18 protein-coding genes are annotated in these 19,784 nt (G+C 72.1%); 9 read left to right on the forward strand and 9 right to left on the reverse strand.

The window, feature by feature from the left end; translation table 11 throughout:
* Positions 1-17: 17 nt before the first annotated feature.
* A complete protein-coding gene (trhA, locus tag AC29IT_RS22945; RefSeq protein ID WP_488220118.1) occupies positions 18-644 on the forward strand; it encodes a PAQR family membrane homeostasis protein TrhA in 627 nt (208 codons plus the stop codon).
* A gap of 22 nt (positions 645-666) precedes the next feature.
* Here trhA and AC29IT_RS22950 read toward each other — a convergent pair whose 3' ends face one another.
* From AC29IT_RS22950 to mca, 3 genes are read right to left on the reverse strand one after another with little or no spacing between them, the layout of a single operon-like run.
* A complete protein-coding gene (locus tag AC29IT_RS22950; RefSeq protein WP_488220073.1) occupies positions 667-2,682 on the reverse strand; it encodes a thioredoxin domain-containing protein in 2,016 nt (671 codons plus the stop codon).
* 59 nt (positions 2,683-2,741) lie between these two features.
* The gene (locus tag AC29IT_RS22955; protein ID WP_488220074.1) at positions 2,742-3,077 is read right to left on the reverse strand and encodes a hypothetical protein; all 336 of its coding nucleotides are present in this window, start codon (positions 3,075-3,077) and stop codon (positions 2,742-2,744) included.
* Positions 3,074-3,958 carry a mycothiol conjugate amidase Mca gene (gene mca, locus AC29IT_RS22960; RefSeq protein ID WP_358442633.1) on the reverse strand — a complete coding sequence of 295 codons (885 nt, stop codon included), beginning with the start codon at positions 3,956-3,958 and terminating at the stop codon, positions 3,074-3,076. Before mca ends, AC29IT_RS22955 begins: the two co-directional genes overlap by 4 nt.
* Positions 3,959-4,141: 183 nt before the next feature.
* Between mca and AC29IT_RS22965 the strand changes: the two genes are divergently transcribed.
* Both AC29IT_RS22965 and greA read left to right on the forward strand, forming a co-directional pair.
* Positions 4,142-4,576 (forward strand): DUF4307 domain-containing protein, encoded by a 435-nt coding sequence (locus AC29IT_RS22965; RefSeq protein ID WP_488220075.1) that lies wholly within the window; start codon positions 4,142-4,144, stop codon positions 4,574-4,576.
* 187 nt (positions 4,577-4,763) lie between these two features.
* Positions 4,764-5,252, forward strand: a complete 489-nt coding sequence (gene greA / locus AC29IT_RS22970) for a transcription elongation factor GreA (RefSeq protein WP_358442627.1) — start codon at positions 4,764-4,766, stop codon at positions 5,250-5,252.
* A 457-nt stretch (positions 5,253-5,709) separates the two neighbouring features.
* Here the strand turns inward: greA and AC29IT_RS22975 are convergent, their stop codons facing one another.
* Positions 5,710-6,198, reverse strand: a complete 489-nt coding sequence (locus AC29IT_RS22975) for an Lrp/AsnC family transcriptional regulator (RefSeq protein WP_358442625.1) — start codon at positions 6,196-6,198, stop codon at positions 5,710-5,712.
* Between the two features lie 209 nt (positions 6,199-6,407).
* On the opposite strand from AC29IT_RS22975, the gene hppD reads away from it, so the two are divergent.
* Positions 6,408-7,553, forward strand: coding sequence for a 4-hydroxyphenylpyruvate dioxygenase (gene hppD / locus AC29IT_RS22980; RefSeq protein ID WP_488220119.1), 1,146 nt, complete (start codon positions 6,408-6,410; stop codon positions 7,551-7,553).
* A 42-nt stretch (positions 7,554-7,595) separates the two neighbouring features.
* Here the strand turns inward: hppD and ilvA are convergent, their stop codons facing one another.
* Complete coding sequence (ilvA, locus tag AC29IT_RS22985; RefSeq protein WP_358442622.1) at positions 7,596-8,807, reverse strand: threonine ammonia-lyase; 1,212 nt, start codon at positions 8,805-8,807, stop codon at positions 7,596-7,598.
* Between the two features lie 171 nt (positions 8,808-8,978).
* Between ilvA and AC29IT_RS22990 the strand changes: the two genes are divergently transcribed.
* Positions 8,979-9,218 carry a hypothetical protein gene (locus AC29IT_RS22990; RefSeq protein WP_358442619.1) on the forward strand — a complete coding sequence of 80 codons (240 nt, stop codon included), beginning with the start codon at positions 8,979-8,981 and terminating at the stop codon, positions 9,216-9,218.
* A 408-nt stretch (positions 9,219-9,626) separates the two neighbouring features.
* Here AC29IT_RS22990 and AC29IT_RS22995 read toward each other — a convergent pair whose 3' ends face one another.
* The 3 genes from AC29IT_RS22995 to AC29IT_RS23005 form a co-directional block, all read right to left on the reverse strand.
* Entirely contained in the window at positions 9,627-10,763 is a 1,137-nt protein-coding gene (locus AC29IT_RS22995) for a cystathionine gamma-synthase (RefSeq protein ID WP_358441830.1), read from the reverse strand.
* A 123-nt stretch (positions 10,764-10,886) separates the two neighbouring features.
* A complete protein-coding gene (locus tag AC29IT_RS23000; RefSeq protein WP_488220076.1) occupies positions 10,887-12,197 on the reverse strand; it encodes a hypothetical protein in 1,311 nt (436 codons plus the stop codon).
* A 106-nt stretch (positions 12,198-12,303) separates the two neighbouring features.
* Complete coding sequence (locus AC29IT_RS23005; RefSeq protein ID WP_358441836.1) at positions 12,304-13,674, reverse strand: cystathionine beta-synthase; 1,371 nt, start codon at positions 13,672-13,674, stop codon at positions 12,304-12,306.
* Positions 13,675-13,870: 196 nt separating this feature from the next.
* Here AC29IT_RS23005 and AC29IT_RS23010 point away from each other — a divergent pair, with 196 nt between their 5' ends.
* Together AC29IT_RS23010 and AC29IT_RS23015 are read left to right on the forward strand one after the other, a co-directional pair.
* A complete protein-coding gene (locus AC29IT_RS23010) occupies positions 13,871-14,791 on the forward strand; it encodes an SGNH/GDSL hydrolase family protein (protein WP_358441839.1) in 921 nt (306 codons plus the stop codon).
* Positions 14,792-14,932: 141 nt separating this feature from the next.
* Entirely contained in the window at positions 14,933-16,153 is a 1,221-nt protein-coding gene (locus AC29IT_RS23015) for an acetyl-CoA C-acetyltransferase (RefSeq protein ID WP_488220077.1), read from the forward strand.
* Positions 16,154-16,379: 226 nt separating this feature from the next.
* On the opposite strand, the gene AC29IT_RS23020 is transcribed toward AC29IT_RS23015, so the two are convergent.
* On the reverse strand, positions 16,380-17,180 hold the full coding sequence (locus AC29IT_RS23020; protein ID WP_488220078.1) for a Bax inhibitor-1/YccA family protein: 801 nt from the start codon (positions 17,178-17,180) through the stop codon (positions 16,380-16,382).
* Between the two features lie 464 nt (positions 17,181-17,644).
* Here AC29IT_RS23020 and AC29IT_RS23025 point away from each other — a divergent pair, with 464 nt between their 5' ends.
* Positions 17,645-19,087 (forward strand): hypothetical protein, encoded by a 1,443-nt coding sequence (locus tag AC29IT_RS23025; protein WP_488220079.1) that lies wholly within the window; start codon positions 17,645-17,647, stop codon positions 19,085-19,087.
* On the forward strand, positions 19,084-19,716 hold the full coding sequence (locus tag AC29IT_RS23030; RefSeq protein WP_488220080.1) for a class F sortase: 633 nt from the start codon (positions 19,084-19,086) through the stop codon (positions 19,714-19,716). The genes AC29IT_RS23025 and AC29IT_RS23030 overlap by 4 nt, the downstream gene beginning before the upstream one ends.
* Positions 19,717-19,784: the final 68 nt, after the last annotated feature.

The following is a 19,784-nucleotide window of genomic DNA, read 5'->3' on the forward strand; positions in this document are numbered from 1 at the left end:
CCTCCGTCAAGCCCCGGATGCGCGGCTGGATCCACCTCTGGTCGCTGGTGGGGGCCGTGGCCTCGGGCGCCACGCTCATCTCCTTGGCCGCGGCCACCGTGGGGGCGTCCGCAGCGCTGGGGACCTCCATCTACGTGGCCACCGTGCTCGGTCTGTTCGGGGTCAGCGCGCTGTACCACCGCAAGACGTGGAACTCGGTGGGCGCGCGCACCTGGATGCGCCGCCTCGACCACTCGATGATCTTCCTCTTCATCGCGGGGACCTACACGCCGTTCGCGATGCTGGCGATGCAGCCGACCACCGGCGCCATCGTGCTCGCCGTGGTGTGGGGCGGGGCGCTCGGCGGCGTGGTGCTGAAGCTGGCGTGGCCGAACGGGCCGCGCTGGGTGGGCGTGCCGGTGTACCTCGCGCTGGGCTGGGTCGCCGTGTTCGTGCTGCCGGAGCTGCTGTCCCACGCGGGCGTGGCCGCGTTCGTGCTCCTCGTCGTCGGCGGCGTGCTCTACTCGCTCGGCGCGGTCTGCTACGCGACCCGGCGGCCGGACCCGTGGCCGAAGACCTTCGGCTACCACGAGCTCTTCCACGCGGCGGTGACCGCGGCGGCGATCTGCCACCACATCGCCATCTGGCTCGCGCTCTACGCCTGACCGGCCGGCCCGCCCCGCAGGTTCAGCGGGAGAGGGCGGCCGCCAGTTCCTCGGGTGAGGTGACCGGGCGGTCGCACACGTAGCCGCGGCAGACGTACGCGGCGCTGGCACCGTCGACGAGCCCGCGTCCGGCGAGCAGCGGCACCGCCTCGGCATCCGGGGGCCCGGCCACCGCCACCGCTCCGCCGGGGGCGTGCCGGTGCGCCACCGCGAGCAGTTCCGAGCGCGCCGCCCCTGCGGCCCCCGCCACCGCGATCTGCACCGGGCCGTGCGCCAGGGCTTCCGCGGTCGCGAGCCAGTGCCCGGCGAAGCGCGGCGCGCGCTGCACCAGCAGGCCGGCGCGGGACAACGCCTGCTCGGCGGCCGCCCGGTAGCGGGTCGCGCGGTCCGGGCCGGCGAGCGCCGCCGCCGTCAGCAGGGCCGCCGCGGTGGCCGAAGCACCGGACGGGCTCGCGTTGTCCGTCGGATCGGACGGCCTGCGCACCAGCGCCTCCGCGTCCGCGGCCGTGTCGAAGAAGGAACCGGGGTGCTCCGGGTCGGCGAACTGCTGCAGCGCCGTGTCCAGCAGCGCGCACGCGGCGTCGAGCCAGGTCTGCTCACCGGTGGCCTGGTGCAGCGCGAGGAGGCCTTCGGCGAGGCAGCCGTGGTCCTCCAGCACGCCGGCGGCCTGGCCCACCACGCCGTCGCGGGAGCTGCGCCGCAACCGCCCGTCCACCACGTGCCGCTGCACCAGCAGCTCCGCGGCCCGGCGCGCGTCCTGCACCCACTGCGGCTCGTCGAGGACGGCGGCGGCCTCCACCAGCGCGGTCAGCGCCATGCCGTTCCACGCGGTGACGACCTTGTCGTCGATGCCGGGTTGCGGGCGGTGCGAGCGGGCCTCGGCGAGGACGTCGCGCACCCGCCGCCACCGCTCCGCGTCGTCCGGGTCCGCGGGCAGCCGGAGCGTCGACGCCCCCTGCTCGAAGGTGCCTTCCGGCGTGACGACGAGCAGCTCCGCGGCCCACCGGCCGTCCTGCTCGCCCAGCACCTCGACCAGTTCCTCCGGCGTCCACGCGTAGGTCAGGCCTTCCACGCCTTCGGTGTCGGCGTCGAGGGACGCGGCGAACCCGCCGTCGGCGGTGCGCAGGTCGCGCAGCAGGAATTCGGCGGTCTCCCGGGCGACCCGGCGCGCCAGGCCCGACGCGGCCACGTCCAGCCGGGCCAGGTGCGCGTACGCGCGCAGCAGCAGCGCGTTGTCGTAGAGCATCTTCTCGAAGTGCGGCACCACCCACGCCGCGTCGACGCTGTAGCGCGCGAACCCGCCGACCAGCTGGTCGTACAGGCCGCCGCGGGCCATCGCCTCCGCGGTCGACCCGGCCAGCCGCAGCGCCTCGTCGGAACCGGTCCGCTCGTGGTGGCGGAGCAGGAACTCCAGCACCATCGACGGCGGGAACTTCGGCGCGTCCCCGAACCCGCCGTGCACCGCGTCGAACTCGGCGCCCAGCCGGGAGACCGCCGCGTCCAGCGCCGCGTCGTCCACCCCGGCCTCCGGCAGCGCCGACGGCTGGGCGGCCAGCTGCTCGACGACCCGGGTCGCCGCGGCCCGCACCTCGTCACCTCGCTCGGACCAGGCGGCGGCGACCGCCTCCAGCAGCTGCGGGAACGAGGGCATGCCGTGCAGCGGCTTCGGCGGGTAGTAGGTGCCGCAGTGGAACGGTTCGCCGTCCGGGGTGAGGAAGCAGGTCATCGGCCAGCCGCCCTGCCCGGTCATGGCCTGCGTGGCCTCCATGTACACCGAGTCGACGTCCGGGCGCTCCTCCCGGTCCACCTTGATGTTCACGAAGTGCTCGTTCATCGCGGCCGCGATCTCGGCGTCCTCGAACGATTCGTGCGCCATCACGTGGCACCAGTGGCAGGCCGCGTAGCCGATCGAGAGCAGCACCGGCACGTCCCGGCGGCGGGCCTCCTCGAACGCCTCCGGCGTCCAGGGCCACCACTGCACGGGGTTGTCCGCGTGCTGCAGCAGGTAGGGGCTGGTCGCGTCCGCAAGCCGGTTCATGCCGCCAGCCTCCCACCCGCCGATGATCGCCGCACCCATCCGGGTGGGTGCGGTGCTGGCTAGCCGGAGGTGCCGGTGCCGCCCTTCGCCCCGGGTTCCGCCGGCTCCGGTTCGGCCGCGGCGGGAGCCTCCTCGGCGCCGTCGGCCGCCGCTTCGGCGCGGCGCGCGCGGGCTGGGGCGGCCTGGGCGGCGCGCTGCTCGTCGAAGCTGGTGGGCAGCTTCTTCAGGTGCTTGGTCATCGAGCGGATCAGGAACGCCACCGCGATGCCGAACAGCACCAGCAGCAGCAAGCCCACCGGCGAGGACTTGCCGAAGTCCTCGCCTTGGCCACCCGGGTCCGCCGGCGGCGCGGGCGCCTGCGCGACCACCCAGGTCAGCGCTTCGTGCGCGTTCATGCCGACACCTTCTCCCGCACGCCGGAGAACAGGTCGTCCTCCGGCAACGTCGAATCGACCAGCGAGCGCACCAGCTCGTACTCCTCGGTCGGCCACAACGCTCGCTGGATGTCCAGCGGGACCGCGAACCACCGGCTGTCCGGGTCGATCTGAGTCGCGTGCGCGCGCAGCGCGTCGTCCCGCGCCTCGAAGTATGCCCCGCACTCGACGCGGGTGGTGACCCGCTCATCGGTGTCCGGGCGGTTGCTGCCGTCCCACTTGGCCAGCCAGTCGCCGTACGGCGACTCCAGGCCGCGCTCCAGCAGCGCGTCGTGGAACAGCTGCATCTTCTTCCGGGAGAAGCCGTGCGAGTAGTAGAGCTTCAGCGGCTGCCACGGCTCGCCCGCCTCCGGGTACAGCTCCGGGTCGCCCGCCGCGTCGAACGCGGCCATCGACACCTCGTGGCAGCGGATGTGGTCCGGGTGCGGGTAGCCACCGTTCTCGTCGTAGGTGATGACGACGTGCGGGCGGAACTCGCGCAGCAGCGCGACCAGGTCGGCGGTCGGCAGCGCCGGGTCCACCGTGGCGAAGCAGCCCTCCGGCAGCGGCGGCAGCGGATCGCCCTCGGGCAGGCCGGAGTCGACGTAGCCGAGCCAGCGGTGCTGCACGCCGAGGATCTCGGCGGCCCTGGCCATCTCGGCCCGGCGGATCTCGGGCATGTTCGCCAGCACGTCCGGTCGTTCCATGGCCGGGTTCAGGATGCTGCCGGCCTCACCACCAGTGCAGGTGACGACCATCACGTCGTGGCCTTCCGCCACGTAGCGCGCGGTGGTCGCAGCGCCTTTGCTGGACTCGTCGTCCGGGTGCGCGTGCACCGTCATCAGACGCAGCTTCTCGGCCATCGGAGGCATGTTCCTTTCCCGCTCACGTCACACCCGGCCCCGCTGGTCGCCGGCCGGACACCCACAGGGATACTCAACGCGGGTGTCGCCACCCATTGTTCCCAACGGGCCGACATCCTCGAACGGCCGGGCAGGCTTCGTCCGATCCGGCTAACCCCGATCGGACCAGGAAGGCGGCGTGCGGTGAGCGACCAGGTCCCCGCAGGGCGGTACGGGTCACGGGCCCGTCGCACCGCCCCGCCGGCGGTCCGCTGGGGGCTCGGCGTCCTCGCCGCCGTGGTGCTGCTGGGCGTGGCGCTGCTGGGCTACCAGAACCTGGGCAGCGCGCCGATCGAGGGCAAGCAGGTCGCGTTCGAGGTGATCGACGACGGCTCGGTCCACGTCACCGCCGAGGTCCGGCGCGACGACCCGGCGCGACCCGCCGAGTGCGTGATCCGGGCGCGCGCCGAATCCGGCGAAGAGGTCGGGCGGAAAGAGATTCTCGTGCCGCCCGCCACCGGAACGGTCCAGCAGGGCACGGTGCTGCGCACCTCCCATCGAGCGACCATCGGGGAGGTGTACGGCTGCACCTACCGCGTTCCTGAATATTTGTCCACCCACCAGCGGCCAACCGGGTGAACAAGACCTAACGGCCCCGGATGCTGAGAAAATGCACTCCATCGGTGGGCTGATTTGTGCTATCGTCAAGCGCAGCACGGTCCCGCGCGGGCCGTGTTTTTTCCGTTCCTAGCAGTACCCGGAATTCGCGAGGACGGAAGTAGTCGGCCCGCGGAAGGCGGGTCGCCGTCGACGAGGAGTGGTGACCGTGAGCGATACCCAGGTGACCTGGCTGACCCAGGATGCTTATGCGCGGCTCAAGGGCGAGCTCGATGAGCTCGTGGCCAACCGCCCGGTGATCGCCGCGAAGATCAACGAGGCCCGGGAGGAAGGCGACCTCAAGGAGAACGGCGGATACCACGCCGCCCGCGAGGAGCAGGGCCAGCTCGAGTCGCGCATCCGCCAGCTGCAGGAACTGCTGCGGACCGCGCAGGTCGGCGACGTGCCCACCGAGTCCGGCGTGGCCAAGCCCGGCTCCGTGCTGACCGTCCGCTACGACGGTGAGGACGACACCGAGCAGTTCCTCCTGGCCAACCGGGAAGAGGGCGCGCACGGCGATCTCGAGGTCTACTCCCCCAGCTCCCCGCTGGGCCAGGCGCTGCTGGAGGCCAAGGAAGGCGAGACCCGGGAGTACGAGCTGCCCAACGGCGGCACCATGAAGGTGACCCTGGTCAAGGCCGAACCCTTCTCCGGCTGAGCAATAGCGGACGCGGGCGTGCTCCGACCACGCCCGCTCCGCATATCGGATCGCTTTGCGGCCGCACCGGCCCGCGCCGAGCGACGCACGCACCTCCGCGCATAACGCAACCCCGTACCGGAGCGAGTAGCGACGCGTCCCGGCCCGCTGGTCCCGGCCTGGATTTATCGACGAATCGAACTCATTCGAATCCCCGCATTATCGCCGCGCTTTCGCGCGCCCCGAATTCTTTTTCCACGAATGGTCCCGGCACCGCCGGTCGTCGCTGGCCGGCCCGCTCCCGCCCGGCCGCCGAACGCCGATCCGGCCGCACGGCCCGGAGTTCCGGCGCTCGCGCCCGGCGGCGGACCCCGGCCGGGCGCGTCGTGCCCGGCCACCGGAAGATCGTCGCCCAGAACGGGCCTTTTGTCCGGAGGGTGAATTCACCGCGTTCCGGAAACCGACCGGCACCGGCCCGTCACGGCTGTTCCCCCGCCAACCGCTCCAGCAGCGGTCGCACCCGCGGCGGCACCGGGGTGGACAGCGCGATCGACGTGGAGGTCCGCAGCACCTGCGGCGCGGCCACCACCTCGTCGATCACCCGCTGCAGGTCGGCGTTGGACCGCGCCACCACCCGCACCCACAGATCGCCCTCGCCGGTGGTGGTCTGCACCTCGCACACCTCGTCGATCGCGGCCAGCCGCCGCACCACGGCGTCCCGCTGCCCCTGCGCGATCTCCAGCACCGCGAACGCGGTCAGCCCGTAGCCCATGGCCGCCAGGTCCAGGTCCGGTGGGAAGCCGCGCAGCACCTCGCGGCGTCGCATCCGGTCCAGCCGGGCCTGCACGGTGCCGCGGGCGACGCCGAGCCGCCGCGAGCACTCCAGCACCCCGAGCCGGGGCTCGTCGGCCAGCAACAGCAGCAGCCGGGCGTCGAGCGCGTCCAGCTCCGAGTCCTCGTGCTCCACCGCGCCTCCTGCGCAACTTGACCGACCTGGCGAGCCGCGTCCCCGCTCGACCGGACATGTTGTCCAGTGAACTCGGCGTCCCTTGTGCAGCATGACCGACGACCTCACCCTTCGTGGCACACACCTCGCACAACGCAGGGAGGGCACCCGTGACCGGCACCGTTGACCACGGCAGCACCGGCAAGCTCGACGACGTCACCTTCGACCAGATGCGCAGGCTCGTCGGCCTCGTCGACCACGACTCCAGCCGCGACCCGTTCCCGGTGCGGGCGATGGACGCGGTCGTGTTCGTCGTCGGCAACGCCACCCAGAGCGCGTTGTTCTACCAGATCGCGTTCGGCATGGAACTCGTCGCCTACCGCGGCCCGGAGCAGGGCGAGCGGGACCACAAGGCGTACGTGCTCAAGTCCGGCTCGGCCCGGTTCGTGCTGCTCGGCGCGGTCGACCCGGACAGCCCGCTCGCCGACCACCACCGGGCGCACGGCGACGGCGTCGTCGACCTGGCGCTGGAGGTGCAGGACGTGGACCGCTGCGTGGAGCACGCCCGCTCCCAGGGCGCCACCGTCCTCGACGAACCGCACGAGCGCGCCGACGAGCACGGCGTGGTGCGGATGGCCGCCATCGCCACCTACGGCGAAACCCGGCACACGCTGATCGACCGCAGCCGCTACACCGGCCCCTACCTGCCCGGGTACGTGGCGCGCACCGGCGGCTACACCAAACCGGCGGGGGCGCCGAAGCGGCTGTTCCAGGCCGTCGACCACTGCGTCGGCAACGTCGAGCTCGGCGAGATGGACCGGTGGGTCGGCTTCTACAACCGGGTGCTGGGCTTCGTGAACATGGCCGAGTTCGTCGGCGACGACATCGCCACCGAGTACTCGGCGCTGATGAGCAAGGTCGTCGCCAACGGCAACCACCGGGTGAAGTTCCCGCTCAACGAGCCCGCCGCCGGGCGCAAGAAGTCGCAGATCGACGAGTACCTGGAGTTCTACCGGGGCGCGGGCTGCCAGCACATCGCGCTCGCCACCGGGGACATCCTCGGCACCATCACCGCGATGCGCGCCGCCGGGGTGGAGTTCCTGAACACGCCGGACTCCTACTACGACGATCCGGAGCTGCGGGCTCGCATCGGGCAGGTGCGGCTGCCGATCGAGACGTTGAAGGAGCACGGCATCCTCGTGGACCGCGACGAGGACGGCTACCTGCTGCAGATCTTCACCAAGCCGATCGGGGACCGGCCCACCGTGTTCTACGAGCTCATCGAGCGGCACGGCTCGCTGGGCTTCGGCAAGGGCAACTTCAAGGCGCTGTTCGAGGCCATCGAGCGGGAGCAGGACCTGCGCGGCAACCTGTGACGCCGGGTGTCCCGCCGCGTCGAGGCGCGGCGGGCACCTCGCTCACCGCTCGGAGGTGACGGTGTAGCCGGCGCGGGTCAGCTCGGCGACCACGTGCTCGCGGTGCTCCGGGCCGCGGGTCTCCAGGCTGACCTCCACGTCCACCTCGTTGAGCGCCAGCGCACCGGAGATCCGGGAGTGCTCGATGTCCAGCACGTTCGCCGCCAGGTCGCCGAGCCTGCCGAGCAGTTCCGCCAGCGATCCCGGCAGGTCCGGCAGCCGCACCCGCAACGACAGGTAGCGGCCCGCGGAGGTCATGCCGTGCCGGATCAGCTGCAACAGCAGCAGCGGGTCGATGTTGCCGCCGGAGAGCACCGCGACCGTCGGCGGTCGCAGCAGGTCCGGCCGTTCCAGCAGGCCTGCGATGGCGGCGACCCCTGCCGGTTCGGCGACCAGCTTCATCCGCTCCAGGCACAGCAGCAGCGCGCGGGACAGGGCCTGCTCGCTCACCGTGATCACGTCGTCGACGAGGGCCGAGACGTGCTCGAAGGTGACCTCGCCGGGCCGGGCGACGGCGATGCCGTCGGCCATCGTGCGGGTGTCCGAGAGCTGCACCGGGGCGCCCGCCGCCAGGGACGGCGGCCAGGCCGCGGCCTGCTCCGCCTGCACCCCGATGACCCGCACCTGCGGCCGCAGCGCCTTCACCGCGGCCGCCACCCCGGCGACCAGGCCACCACCGCCGGTGGGCACCAGCACGGTGCCGACCTCCGGCAGCTGTTCGAGCACCTCCAGGCCGACGGTCCCCTGCCCGGCCAGCACGTCCGGGTGGTCGAAGGGGTGGATGAACTCGGCGCCGGTGCGGGCGGCGTGCTCCTGCGCCAGCGCGAGGGTCTCGGACAGCACGGCGCCCTCCGCGCGCACGTCGGCGCCGTAGGACTGGGTCGCGGCCAGCTTCGGCAGCGTCGCGCGCTCCGGCATGAACACCGTGGATTCGATGCCCAGCAGCGACGCCGCCAGCGCCACGCCCTGCGCGTGGTTGCCCGCGCTCGCCGCCACCACCCCGGCCGCCCGGCGCTCCGCGTCCAGCGCGTGCAGCCGGACGTAGGCGCCGCGCAGCTTGAACGACCCGGTGCGCTGCAGGTTCTCGCACTTCAGGTACACGTCGGCACCGACGTGGTCGCTGAGCACCCGGGAATGCGCGAGCGGGGTGCGGCGGGCCACGTCCACCAGGTCCTCGGCGGCGGTGCGGATCCGGTCCACGCTGATCAGGGACATGCACCAATCGTGCCCCAGCGCGAGCTCGGCCCGTCGACCGAGGTGTTGGGTACGCTGCTCGGTACGCGTGATCTGCCCACGGCATCGGGGCCCTGCCGGGGCGCGCGGACCCACGACGGCGCAACGGCGCGCGGAGCAGCGGCTCCGGGGAGGACACGGATGGCACCGGCGATGGCATCGACGGGAACGCTTCCACTGGTCAGCGGGATCGCGGTGGCCGCGGTCCTGTCGGCGGGCGCCGTGTTCGCGGTCGCCCAGGCGGGCTGCGACGAACCCGGCTCGTACCGGCAGCAGGACGGGGTGGTCGAACTCATCGGCGGCTGCGTACAGGCGGAGGACCTGCCGGTGTCGCCGGAAGCGCAGGACGGCGGTACCCCGCACACCACCACGAACACCTCCGTCGCTCCCTGACCCGAGCGCCCGCCCTCGGCATGCCGTCGTCCTGTCAGCGGCGAAGCCGCTGAGCAGCGACCACCTGGTCGACCGGCACCGCAGCGGGTCCTCAGCGGTCTTCTCGCGAGGACGACGCTTTCGCATGTGGCGGAGCCATCCGTGAAAACGATCCCGCAGCGAGACGACCGCCGCCCGCCCGTATCTGAACCCGCCCGGCGAGTCTCGTCGGTTTCCTGTCAGCGGCGAAGCCGCTGAGCAGCCGACCACCTGAGACACCGGCACCGCCGCGGGTTCTCAGCGGCTTCCTCGCGAGGACAGCGATTTCACGTGTGGCGGAGCCACTCGAGAAATCGATCCCGCAGCGAGGAAGCCGCTGAGGTTCCGCCACCCGCCCCCCTCGTATCAGGAGGAGGAATCAAAAAGGCTTCAGAGGGCGGCTAGGAGGTCTTCTACCAGGTCGTCCGGGTCCTCGATGCCGACGGACAGCCGGACCAGCTCCGCAGGCACCTGCAGGGCCGAGCCGGCGGTGCTCGCGTGCGTCATCTTGCCGGGGTGCTCGATCAGCGACTCGACGCCGCCGAGCGACTCGGCGAGGGTGAACAGCCGGGTCTTCGCGCACACGTCCAGCGCGGCCTGCTCCCCGTCCACGTGGGTGAACGAGATCATGCCGCCGAAGCCGTGCATCTGCTTGGCCGCGACCTCGTGGCCGGGGTGCTCGGGCAGGCCCGGGTAGTAGACCTTCGCGACCTTGGGGTGCTCGCGCAGCGCGGCGGCGATGCGCCCGGCGTTCGCGCTGTGCCGGTCCATCCGGGCCGCCAGGGTCTTCACCCCGCGCAGCGTCAGCCACGCGTCGAACGGGCCCGGCACGGCACCGGCGGTGTTCTGCAGGAACGCCACCGAGCTCGCCAGCTCGTCGTCCGAGGTGAGCACTGCGCCGCCGACCACGTCGGAGTGGCCGCCGAGGTACTTGGTGGTCGAGTGCACCACCACGTCCGCCCCCAGCTCCAGCGGGCGCTGCAGGTACGGCGACGCGAAGGTGTTGTCCACCACGAGCCGGATCCCCGCGTCCCGCGCGACCTGGGCCAGCGCGGCGATGTCGGCGATGGTCAGCAGCGGGTTCGTGGGCGTCTCGACCCACAGCACCTTCGTCTCCGGCCGCACCGCGGCGCGCACCGCGTCGACGTCGGACACCGGGACCGGCGTGTACTGCACGCCCCACTCGGTGAGCACCTTGTCGATCAGCCGGAACGTGCCGCCGTAGGCGTCGTCCGGGATGATCACGTGGTCGCCGGGGCGCAGCGAGCCGCGCAGCACCGCGTCCGTGGCCGCCATCCCCGAGGAGAACGCCCTGCCGTGCTTGGCGCCCTCCAGCTCCGCGAGGCACTGCTCCAGCGCGGTGCGGGTGGGGTTGCCGGTGCGCGAGTACTCGTACCCGGCGCGCATCCCGCCGACGCCGTCCTGCGCGTACGTCGAGGTCGCGTGGATGGGCACGATCACCGAACCGGTCGTCGGATCGGGTTGCTGTCCCGCGTGAATCGCGCGGGTGGCGAAGCCATCACTCATGGATGGCAGCGTACGGACCACACGGACATCCGCCGTTCGGCAGGTGGCCGTCCTGCCTGTGCCCGAGCACGACGACGGCCCGCGACCGGAGTGGTCGCGGGCCGTCGTGGCTGGATCAGCGGATCACCACTGCGGGGGCTGCTGCCCCGGCTGCTGCGGGTATCCACCGGGCTGCTGCCCGTACTGCGGCGGCTGGCCGTACGGCGGCTGTCCCGGCTGGGGCTGGCCGTAGGGCTGCTGCCCGTACTGCGGGGGCTGGCCGTACGGCGGTTGCCCGGGCTGGGGCTGGCCGTAGGGCTGCTGGCCGTACTGCGGCGGCTGGCCGTACGGCTGGCCCGGCTGCGGCTGGCCCGGCTGGCCGTACGGGTTCGGCTGCCCGAACTGCTGGCCGGGCTGGCCGTACGGGTTCGGCTGGCCGAACGGCGGCTGGCCCGGCTGCGGCTGCCCGGGCTGGCCGAACTGCGGCTGGGCCGCGTAGGGCTGCCCGGCGAAACCGGCCTGCGGGACGCCCTGCGCATCGGGACCGGCGGCGATCCACTCGCGCGTCGCGGGCAGCATCGCGAGGACGCCGACACCGGCCGCGATGAGCGCACCGACGATGTAACCGATCAGCAGCGGCACGGTGGGGGCGGTCGCGATGCCGGTGATCAGCAGCACCAGCGCCATGACCCCGGCGCCGCCCACGGTCACGTACGGGCCGTGCTGCTTGCGCATCAGCAGGAAGATCCCGCCGACCAGCATCGCGATCGACGCCAGCAGCTGGATGAGGGCGAGGAAGCTGGGCAGGCCGAAACCGATCAGGGAGATGGCCGACAGGACGCCGATGAAGCCGATGAGCCCGAGCAGGGTGCAGAGCCCGCCGAGTCCCGCGGCGACCCCACCGGCGACCTTCGCCATCGTCCCGTCCACACCCTGCTGCCCGTACGGACCCGGCCCGGCCTGCGGCGGCGGTGCGCCGAAACCGGCCTGCGGTGCCGGGAACCCGCCACCGGGAGTACCGGCCTGCGGGGGCTGCTGCGGGAAGCCGCCGGGCTGGCTCTGCGTGCCCGGCTGGCTGTACATCGGCTGCGCGGGCTGCGCCGACGGCGGCACCATCTGCGTGGCGGCCTCACCGCCCTGCCCGGCGAGTCCCGGCTGCTCGTACATCGGCTGCGCGGGCTGCATCGACGGCGGCACGACCTGGGTGGAGTCCCCACCGGGCTGCTGCTGCGGGCGCACCACCTGGGTGGCGTCCGCGGACGGCTGGTCCGCGGCCTGTTCCATCTGCGCGGGGCGGACGACCTGAGTGGCGTCCGCGCCGGAGGACTGGTCGGTGGCCGGGGTCTGCGGGTCCAGCTGGGCGCCGATCTTCGATTCGGGGGCGTCCGCCTCCGAGTCCGATCCCTGCGGTTGCTGTCCCTGCTGACCGCCGTCCGGCGGCTGCGGAGAGCTCATCGGGTTTCCTGACCCCCTTGGGCGTGGAACGTGGTTCTGCGGAGCGTGTTGATCGTGCACACGCTATCCGATGTGTCGCAGCGTAGCGGCCGTTCGTGACCAGAAGTCAACGCCCGGCGATGAACGCGAGGACGTCTTGGCGCGTGACGACACCGGCCGGTTTGCCGCCGATGAGCACCATCGCCCCGTCCGCGTCGGTCAGCGCCGACATCGCCGCGCTGACCTCCTCACCTGCACCGATGGTGGGCAGCGGCGGGGACATGTGCTGTTCGATCCGGTCGGCGAGCTGGGCGCGCCCGGCGAACAGGGCGTCCAGCAGGTCGCGCTCGTTCACCGCCCCGGCGATCTCGGCGACCATCACGGGCGGTTCCGCGTTGACGACCGGCATCTGGGAGACGCCGAACTCGCGCAGGATCGCCACCGCCTCCGCGACCGTCTCGTTCGGGTGGACGTGGACGAGTTCGGGGAGGGTGCCGTCCTTGCGCAGCAGCACGTCCTTGATGGCGCCGCCCGCGTGGTCCGGGGACAGGAAGCCGTACTTCGCCATCCACGAGTCGTTGAAGACCTTGCCCAGGTAGCCGCGTCCGCCGTCGGGCAGCAGCACCACGATCACGTCGTCCGGCCCGGTGTGCTCGGCCACGCGCAGCGCCGCGGCGGCCGCCATCCCGCAGGAACCGCCGACGAGCAGCGCCTCCTCCCGGGCGAGGGAGCGGGTCATGGTGAACGAGTCGGCGTCCGAGACCGGCACGATCTCGTCGCAGATGTCCCGGTCGTAGGTCTCCGGCCAGAAGTCCTCGCCGACGCCCTCCACCAGGTACGGACGTCCGCCGCCTCCGGAGTACACGGAACCCTCCGGGTCCGCCCCGATGATCTTGACCTTGCCGCCGGAGACCTCCTTGAGGTACCGGCCGATGCCGGAGATGGTGCCGCCGGTGCCGATGCCCGCCACGAAGTGCGTGATCCGGCCTTCGGTCTGCCGCCAGATCTCCGGGCCGGTGCTCAGGTAGTGCGACTCCGGGTTCGCGGGGTTGGCGTACTGGTTCGGCTTCCAGGCGCCGTCGATCTCGGTGACCAGCCGGTCCGAGACGCTGTAGTAGGACTCGGCGTGCTCCGGCGGCACCGCGGTCGGGCACACCACGACCTCGGCGCCGTAGGCCTCCAGCACGGCCCGCTTGTCCTCGCTGACCTTGTCCGGGCAGACGAACACGCAGCGGTAGCCCTTGCGCTGCGCCACCATCGCCAGGCCCACGCCGGTGTTGCCGGAGGTCGGCTCGACGATGGTGCCGCCCGGCTTCAGCTCGCCGGACTCCTCCGCCGCCTCCACCATGCGCAGCGCGATGCGGTCCTTCACGCTGCCGCCGGGGTTGAGGTACTCCACCTTCGCCAGCACCGGCGTCGAGGCCGATCCCGCCAGCGAGTTCAACCGCACCAGCGGGGTGTTCCCGACGAGGTCGATCACGTGCTCGACGTAGTCCACAGCGAGTCCCTTTCGCTCTCCGCGACGTTGTGCGGCTGAGCCTAAGCGGACGTTTCGCGGCCCGTGGCGCACGGGTGGTCCCCGGGCGCGCCGCCCGGCTCGCCCGACCCGGCGGGAACGTTTTCCCGGCTGAGGGCGTATTCATGTACAGGACGAGAATTCGCGGAGCGTCGGCGTGGCGCGAGGAGGAGCGGTCATGGTCGGGACGCGGATGCTGCGGCTGGCACTGGTGGCGGCGGGAGCCGTCGGCGGCGTGTCCGGCGCCGCGTACGGCCTGCTCAACGGGCAGTCCTGGTACGCGCGGCGCGCCATCGGCGAACCCACCGGCGTGCCGTTCCGCGCCGACGGCGTGCACCTGCCCGACGGCACCGGGCCCGTCGCGGCCTCCCCCACCGGGGAAGCCCCGGTCCTGTTCGCCGTGCTCGGCGACTCCTCGGCCGCCGGCCTCGGCGTGGACGCCCCGAACGAACTGCCCGGGGTGCGCATCGCCCGCGGCGTCGCCGCCGAGCTGGAGAACCCCGTCGAGCTCACCACGTACGCGATCGTCGGCTCCACCTCCCGCGACCTGGCCGCGCAGGTCGAGGCCGCGCTCGTGGTGCCGCCCCGGCTCGCCCTGATCATCATCGGCGCGAACGACGTGACCGCCCGGCAATCGGTCGCCGACTGCGCCGCGCTGCTCGGCGACGCGGTCGGCGAGCTGCGCGACGCGGGCGTCGGCGTGGTCGTCGGCACCTGCCCGGATCTGGGGGCGATCCGGCCCATCCCGCAGCCGCTGCGGTCCGTGGCCTCCTCCTGGAGCCTCGCGCTCGGCCGCGCGCAGCGGCGCGCCGTCGAAGAAGCGGGCGGCTACGCGGTGCCGCTCGCCGACCTGCTCTCCCCCGAATTCCTCACCCACCCCCAGGAGCTGTTCAGCCCCGACCGGTTCCACCCCTCCGCCGCCGGGTACGAGGCCGCCGCCGGACTGCTGCTGCCCGCGCTGTGCTCCGCGATCGGCGAATGGCACGGGCCGCCGGTGCCGCAGCCGCCGGTCCGGTCCTCCGCCGCCGAAGCCAGACGCCCCACCAGCCGCGTCGTCGCCCGCCTCAACCAGCGCTTCGGCCGCCACCGCAGCAGCTGACCCGCCCGACGACCGCATCCCCACCGGGGTGCTGGTGACGGTCGTCTCAGCACGTCCCGGCCGGTGCCGGTCTTACAGTGGCGCGAGAAGTCGACCTCGCGGTCGGCGCCGCGACCCGTAGGCGAACGAAGGAGTTCCCGCATGCCCGAAGCAGTGATCGTGTCCGCCGCGCGCTCGCCCATCGGCCGCGCAGGCAAGGGCTCGCTGGTCGACGTTCGCCCCGACGACCTCGCCGCGCAGCTGGTGCGCGCCGCGCTGGACAAGGTGCCCGAGCTCGACCCGGCCGAGATCGACGACCTGATGCTCGGCTGCGGCCTCCCCGGCGGCGAGCAGGGCTTCAACATGGGCCGAGTCGTCTCCGTGCTCCTCGGCTACGACCACCTGCCCGGCACCACCATCACCCGGTACTGCTCGTCGAGCCTGCAGACCACGCGGATGGCGTTGCACGCCATCAAGGCCGGTGAGGGCGACGTGTTCATCAGCGCCGGGGTGGAAGCCGTGTCCCGGTTCGCGAAGGGCAACTCGGACTCGCTCGACGACACGCAGAACCCCGTGTTCGCCGACGCCGAAGCCCGCACCAAGGCCACCGCCGAGCAGGGCGCCGACGAGTGGGTCGACCCGCGCGAGTTCGGCAACGTGCCCGACGTCTACATCCCGATGGGCCAGACCGCGGAGAACCTGGCCCGCGCCAAGGGCATCAGCCGCGACGAGATGGACGAGTTCGGGGTCCGCTCGCAGAACCTCGCGGAGAAGGCCATCGCCGACGGCTTCTGGGCCCGCGAGATCACCCCCGTGACCACGCCGTCCGGCACCATCGTCGACACCGACGACGGGCCGCGCGCCGGAGTCACCAAGGAAGCCGTCTCCGGGCTCAAGCCGGTGTTCCGCCCCGACGGCCGGATCACCGCGGGCAACTGCTGCTCGCTCAACGACGGCGCCGCCGCGCTCGTCGTCATGAGCGACGTGAAGGCCAAGCAGCTCGGCCTCACCCCGCTCGCCCGCGTCGTCTCCACCGGCGTGTCCGGGCTGTCCCCCGAGATCATGGGCCTCGGGCCGGTGGAGGCCTCCAAGCAGGCGCTGCGGCGGGCCGGGCTCGGCATCGGCGACATCGACCTCGTGGAGATCAACGAGGCGTTCGCCGCGCAGGTCATCCCGTCCTACCAGGACCTGGGCGTCCCGCTGGAGAAGGTGAACGTCAACGGCGGTGCCATCGCGGTGGGCCACCCGTTCGGCATGACCGGCGCCCGCATCACCACCACGCTGATCAACTCGCTGCAGTGGCACGACAAGCAGTTCGGCCTGGAGACGATGTGCGTGGGTGGTGGCCAAGGAATGGCCATGGTCCTCGAACGCCTCAGCTGATGACCGGCTCTGTCCACTGAGTGGGCAGGTGGCGGAACCTCAGCGGGCCCCTCGCTGCGGGATCGTTTTCACCGGTGGCTCCGCCACAGGCGAAAACGCTGTCCTCGCGAGGGGCCCGCTGAGAACCCGCTGCGGTGCCGGTTGCTCTGGTGGTCGCCGCTGACAGGACTGGAGCATGGGAAAGGGCCTCCCTCCTTGTGGAGGGAGGCCCTTTCTCGTCCTGGTGCTAGTCGTTCTGGAAGTACGACAGCAGGCGCAGGATCTCCAGGTACAGCCAGACCAGCGTGGTCATCAGGCCGAAGGCCACGTACCAGGCGAACTTGGCGTCCACCCCGCTCTTGATGGCCTTGTCGGCGGCGTCGAAGTCCAGCAGGAAGCTGAACGCCGCGATGCCGATGCACACCAGGCTGAACACGATGGCGATCGGGCCGCCGTCGCGCAGCCCCAGACCACCGGCGGTGAAGAACCCGGCGACCAGGTTCACCAGCATCAGGATGGCCACGCCGGCCGCCGCGCCGATGATCCACTTAGTCAGCTTCGGCGTGACCCGGACCGCACCGGTCTTGTAGACCACGAGCATGGCCGCGAACACGCCCATGGTGCCCGCGATGGCCTGCATGATGATCCCGGAGCCACCGCCGCCGGTGAAGTTGTTGACCGCGCCGCCGATGACGTAGCTGATGCCACCGAGGAACACGCCCTCGACCGCCGCGTAGGCGATCACGAGGGCGGGGCTGACCTTCTTCTTGAAGATGATGACCAGCGACAGCACCAGACCGATGATCGCCGCGGGCAGCGCGAGCGCGTACAAGCCGGAGATGTAGGTCGCCGCGCCGGTCGCGACGGTCAGCGCGAGCGTGATCGCCGTCTTGGTGACCACGTCGTCGATCGTCATCGGACGCGTCGCCTGCGGCGGCGCGGCCGGTGCCTGCCCGGGCGCGCCGAAGCCGCCCTGGCCGTAGTTGAAGTTCGCGTACCCGCCGTTGGTCGGCAGGTTCTTGAACGCTGGGTTGCTCGTAGTGCGCAACTCGTCCTCCTGGGCGTGCTTTGCGCCGTCTCCGGTACAACGACCGAAGCTGCCGGTCGGTTCCCCACGGGTAAAACAGACTTTACCCCCGGTCCCGCGAACGCCTCGGCCCCCGGTTTCCCCGCCCGGCCGCCGGCCGAACAACCGGGAAAATCCGGTCACGGAACGTCGCAACCTTTTCCAGGGGTGGCCGCGCGTGCCTGGTCCGCGCGGAAACGGGTGCTGCGCTGCGACCGAACGAGTGAGAACCGGGCGAATCCGGCTGGGAAAAACGCAGCGCGTCATGGGCGCGAATAGATCGGATGGCGCCTTGTGGCCACCCTCCGTGATCGGAAGGATGCGGCTCGGGTGTCCGTGTGCCGTGTCGGGGGCTTTCGCACCCGGCGCGCGCCACATCGCTGTGGCGCGCGCCGGAGAGCAAGCACGCCGACGCCCTGATCTCCCAGACCGAGACTGGAGCATGCATGCGCACGTTCAGGAAGTTGATCACAGCGGCGGTGGGTTCCGCTGTGCTCGCCGGCAGCGGACTGCTGGCGACCACGGGAACGGCCATCGCCGCGCCGGAGGAAGGGATCGGCCACGAGACCACACCGGGACAGCCCTACGCGGGTATCGAACGGGACCGGGACTGGCTCGGCTCCTACATCGTCGGCGACAAGCAGGTGTGGTGCGTCCGGTTCGCGCTGAAGGCGCCGGACACCGGCGAGCAGTACGAACCGGGCGACGAACTGCTCACCAAGTGGGGCGACCCGCTGCCGGACGACGTGGCGGCGAACATCTCGTACCTGCTGCTGCGCTACGGCACCACGCAGGACGCGGACCAGGCGGCGGCGCTCGCGCACCTGCTGCACTCGTGGACGTCCGCACCCCGGGACCCCAGCGACCTCGACCCGGGCAAGCCGTTCCAGGAGATCGGCTACGACATCGACTTCCAGCTCGGCAAGCTGCCGCAGGGCGCCAAGGACGCCGTGGAGCAGCTGCGCGCGGACGCGGAGAAGAACCGCGGACCGTGGGAGGCCTCGCTGACCGCTCCCGAACAGGAGCAGGTCATCGGTGAGGCCGCCGACTGGACCGTCACGGTCGAGCACCCGGACGGCACCGGCGTCACCGGCGTCCCGGTGACGATCACCGCCACCGACGCCGAGGTCGAAGGCCTCGACGAGGACGGCACCGTCACCACACCGGACAACGGCGACCCGCTCACCCTGAAGGTGACGCCCACCGGGCCGAACCCGAAGGTCGAAGGGGAGCTGTCCACCCCCGCCGAACGCCCCTACGTGCAGCAGGCCGTCGAGAACCCGGATGGCGTGCAGCGCGTGGTGTCCACCGGCGGGGAGGACCAGGTCAAGGTCGAGGACGTCACGACCGCGGTCACCGCGCCCGGCAAGGTCGCCGTCGGCAAGATCGACGAGGAGAGCAAGGCGGGCATCGCCGGCGTCGCGCTGCGGGTCAGCCTGCCCGACGGCGGGCCCGCGCTGAAGCAGGACGGCACCGAGCTCGTCGGCCCCGACGGGCAGCCCGCCGTGGTCACCACCGGCGACCAGGGCACGGTCGAGATCGCGGACCTGCGCACCCCGCAGGACATCATGATCACCGAGGTGGCACCGGCGAAGGGCTACGAAGAGGCCTTCGACGCGGCGAACCCGCCGTCCGTCACGGGCACCGTCGAACCCGGCGGCACCCTGACGCTCACCGTGACGAACAAGGCCAACACCCCCACCGTGCCGATCTTCATCCCGGCCGGTGACCCGGGCGTCAGCGGTGGCGTGGTGGAGCTGAGCGCCGCCGGTGGCGACGGCGCCGTCTCCCCCGGTCTGCTGGGCCTCGGCGTGCTGGCGCTCACCGGGACCGCGGTCGCCGGTGGCGTGGCGTGGCGCAAGCGGCTCGCGGCGGCAGGTGAGCGTTGACCGCGCCGAAGCGTCGCCTGATCACGCTGGTCCTGGCCGGCGTGGTCGCGCTCGTCGCGGTGGTGGCCGTCGTGGCGAGCACGCTGCTGCGCACCGAGGAACCGGCCGCGGCACCGCGGGCGGCCTCGGTCGCACCGGCCCCGGTGCAGCCCGCGGACCTGCCGCCGCAGCCGGTGCACATCCCCGCCGGGCAACCGCCGGGCACCGTCCGGTTGCCGCAGGGCGGCCAGGCGGAGCTGGTGCGCAAGGAGCTCGACCGCAGCGGCACCCTCCCGGTGCCGGACGGCGTCGACGAGGCCACGTGGTGGGGTGCCGGGCTGGACTCCCCGCAGGGCGCGACGGTGCTGGCCGGGCACGTGAACTGGAAGGGCTCGGTCGGGCCGTTCGAGGAGCTGTGGAACTCCGCTCCGGACCAGCTGGTCACCGTCGTCGACGACGACGGAACGGAGTGGCGCTACCAGGTCTCCGAGATCGTCACGCTGTCCAAGGAAGAACTGCCCGCCCGCGCCGCCGAGCTGTTCGGCCAGGGCGGCGAGCACCGGCTCGTGCTGGTCACCTGCGGTGGCCGGTACGTGGGCGGTGACCTCGGCTACGACGAGAACCGGATCGTGGTGGCCACCCCGGCCTGAGGCCGGTGCAACGACGAGAGCGGGGTTCCCACTCGGGAACCCCGCTCTTCGTTCGTCCAGGACCGGCG

This window comes from Saccharopolyspora sp. MMCC62 (genome assembly GCF_057736575.1).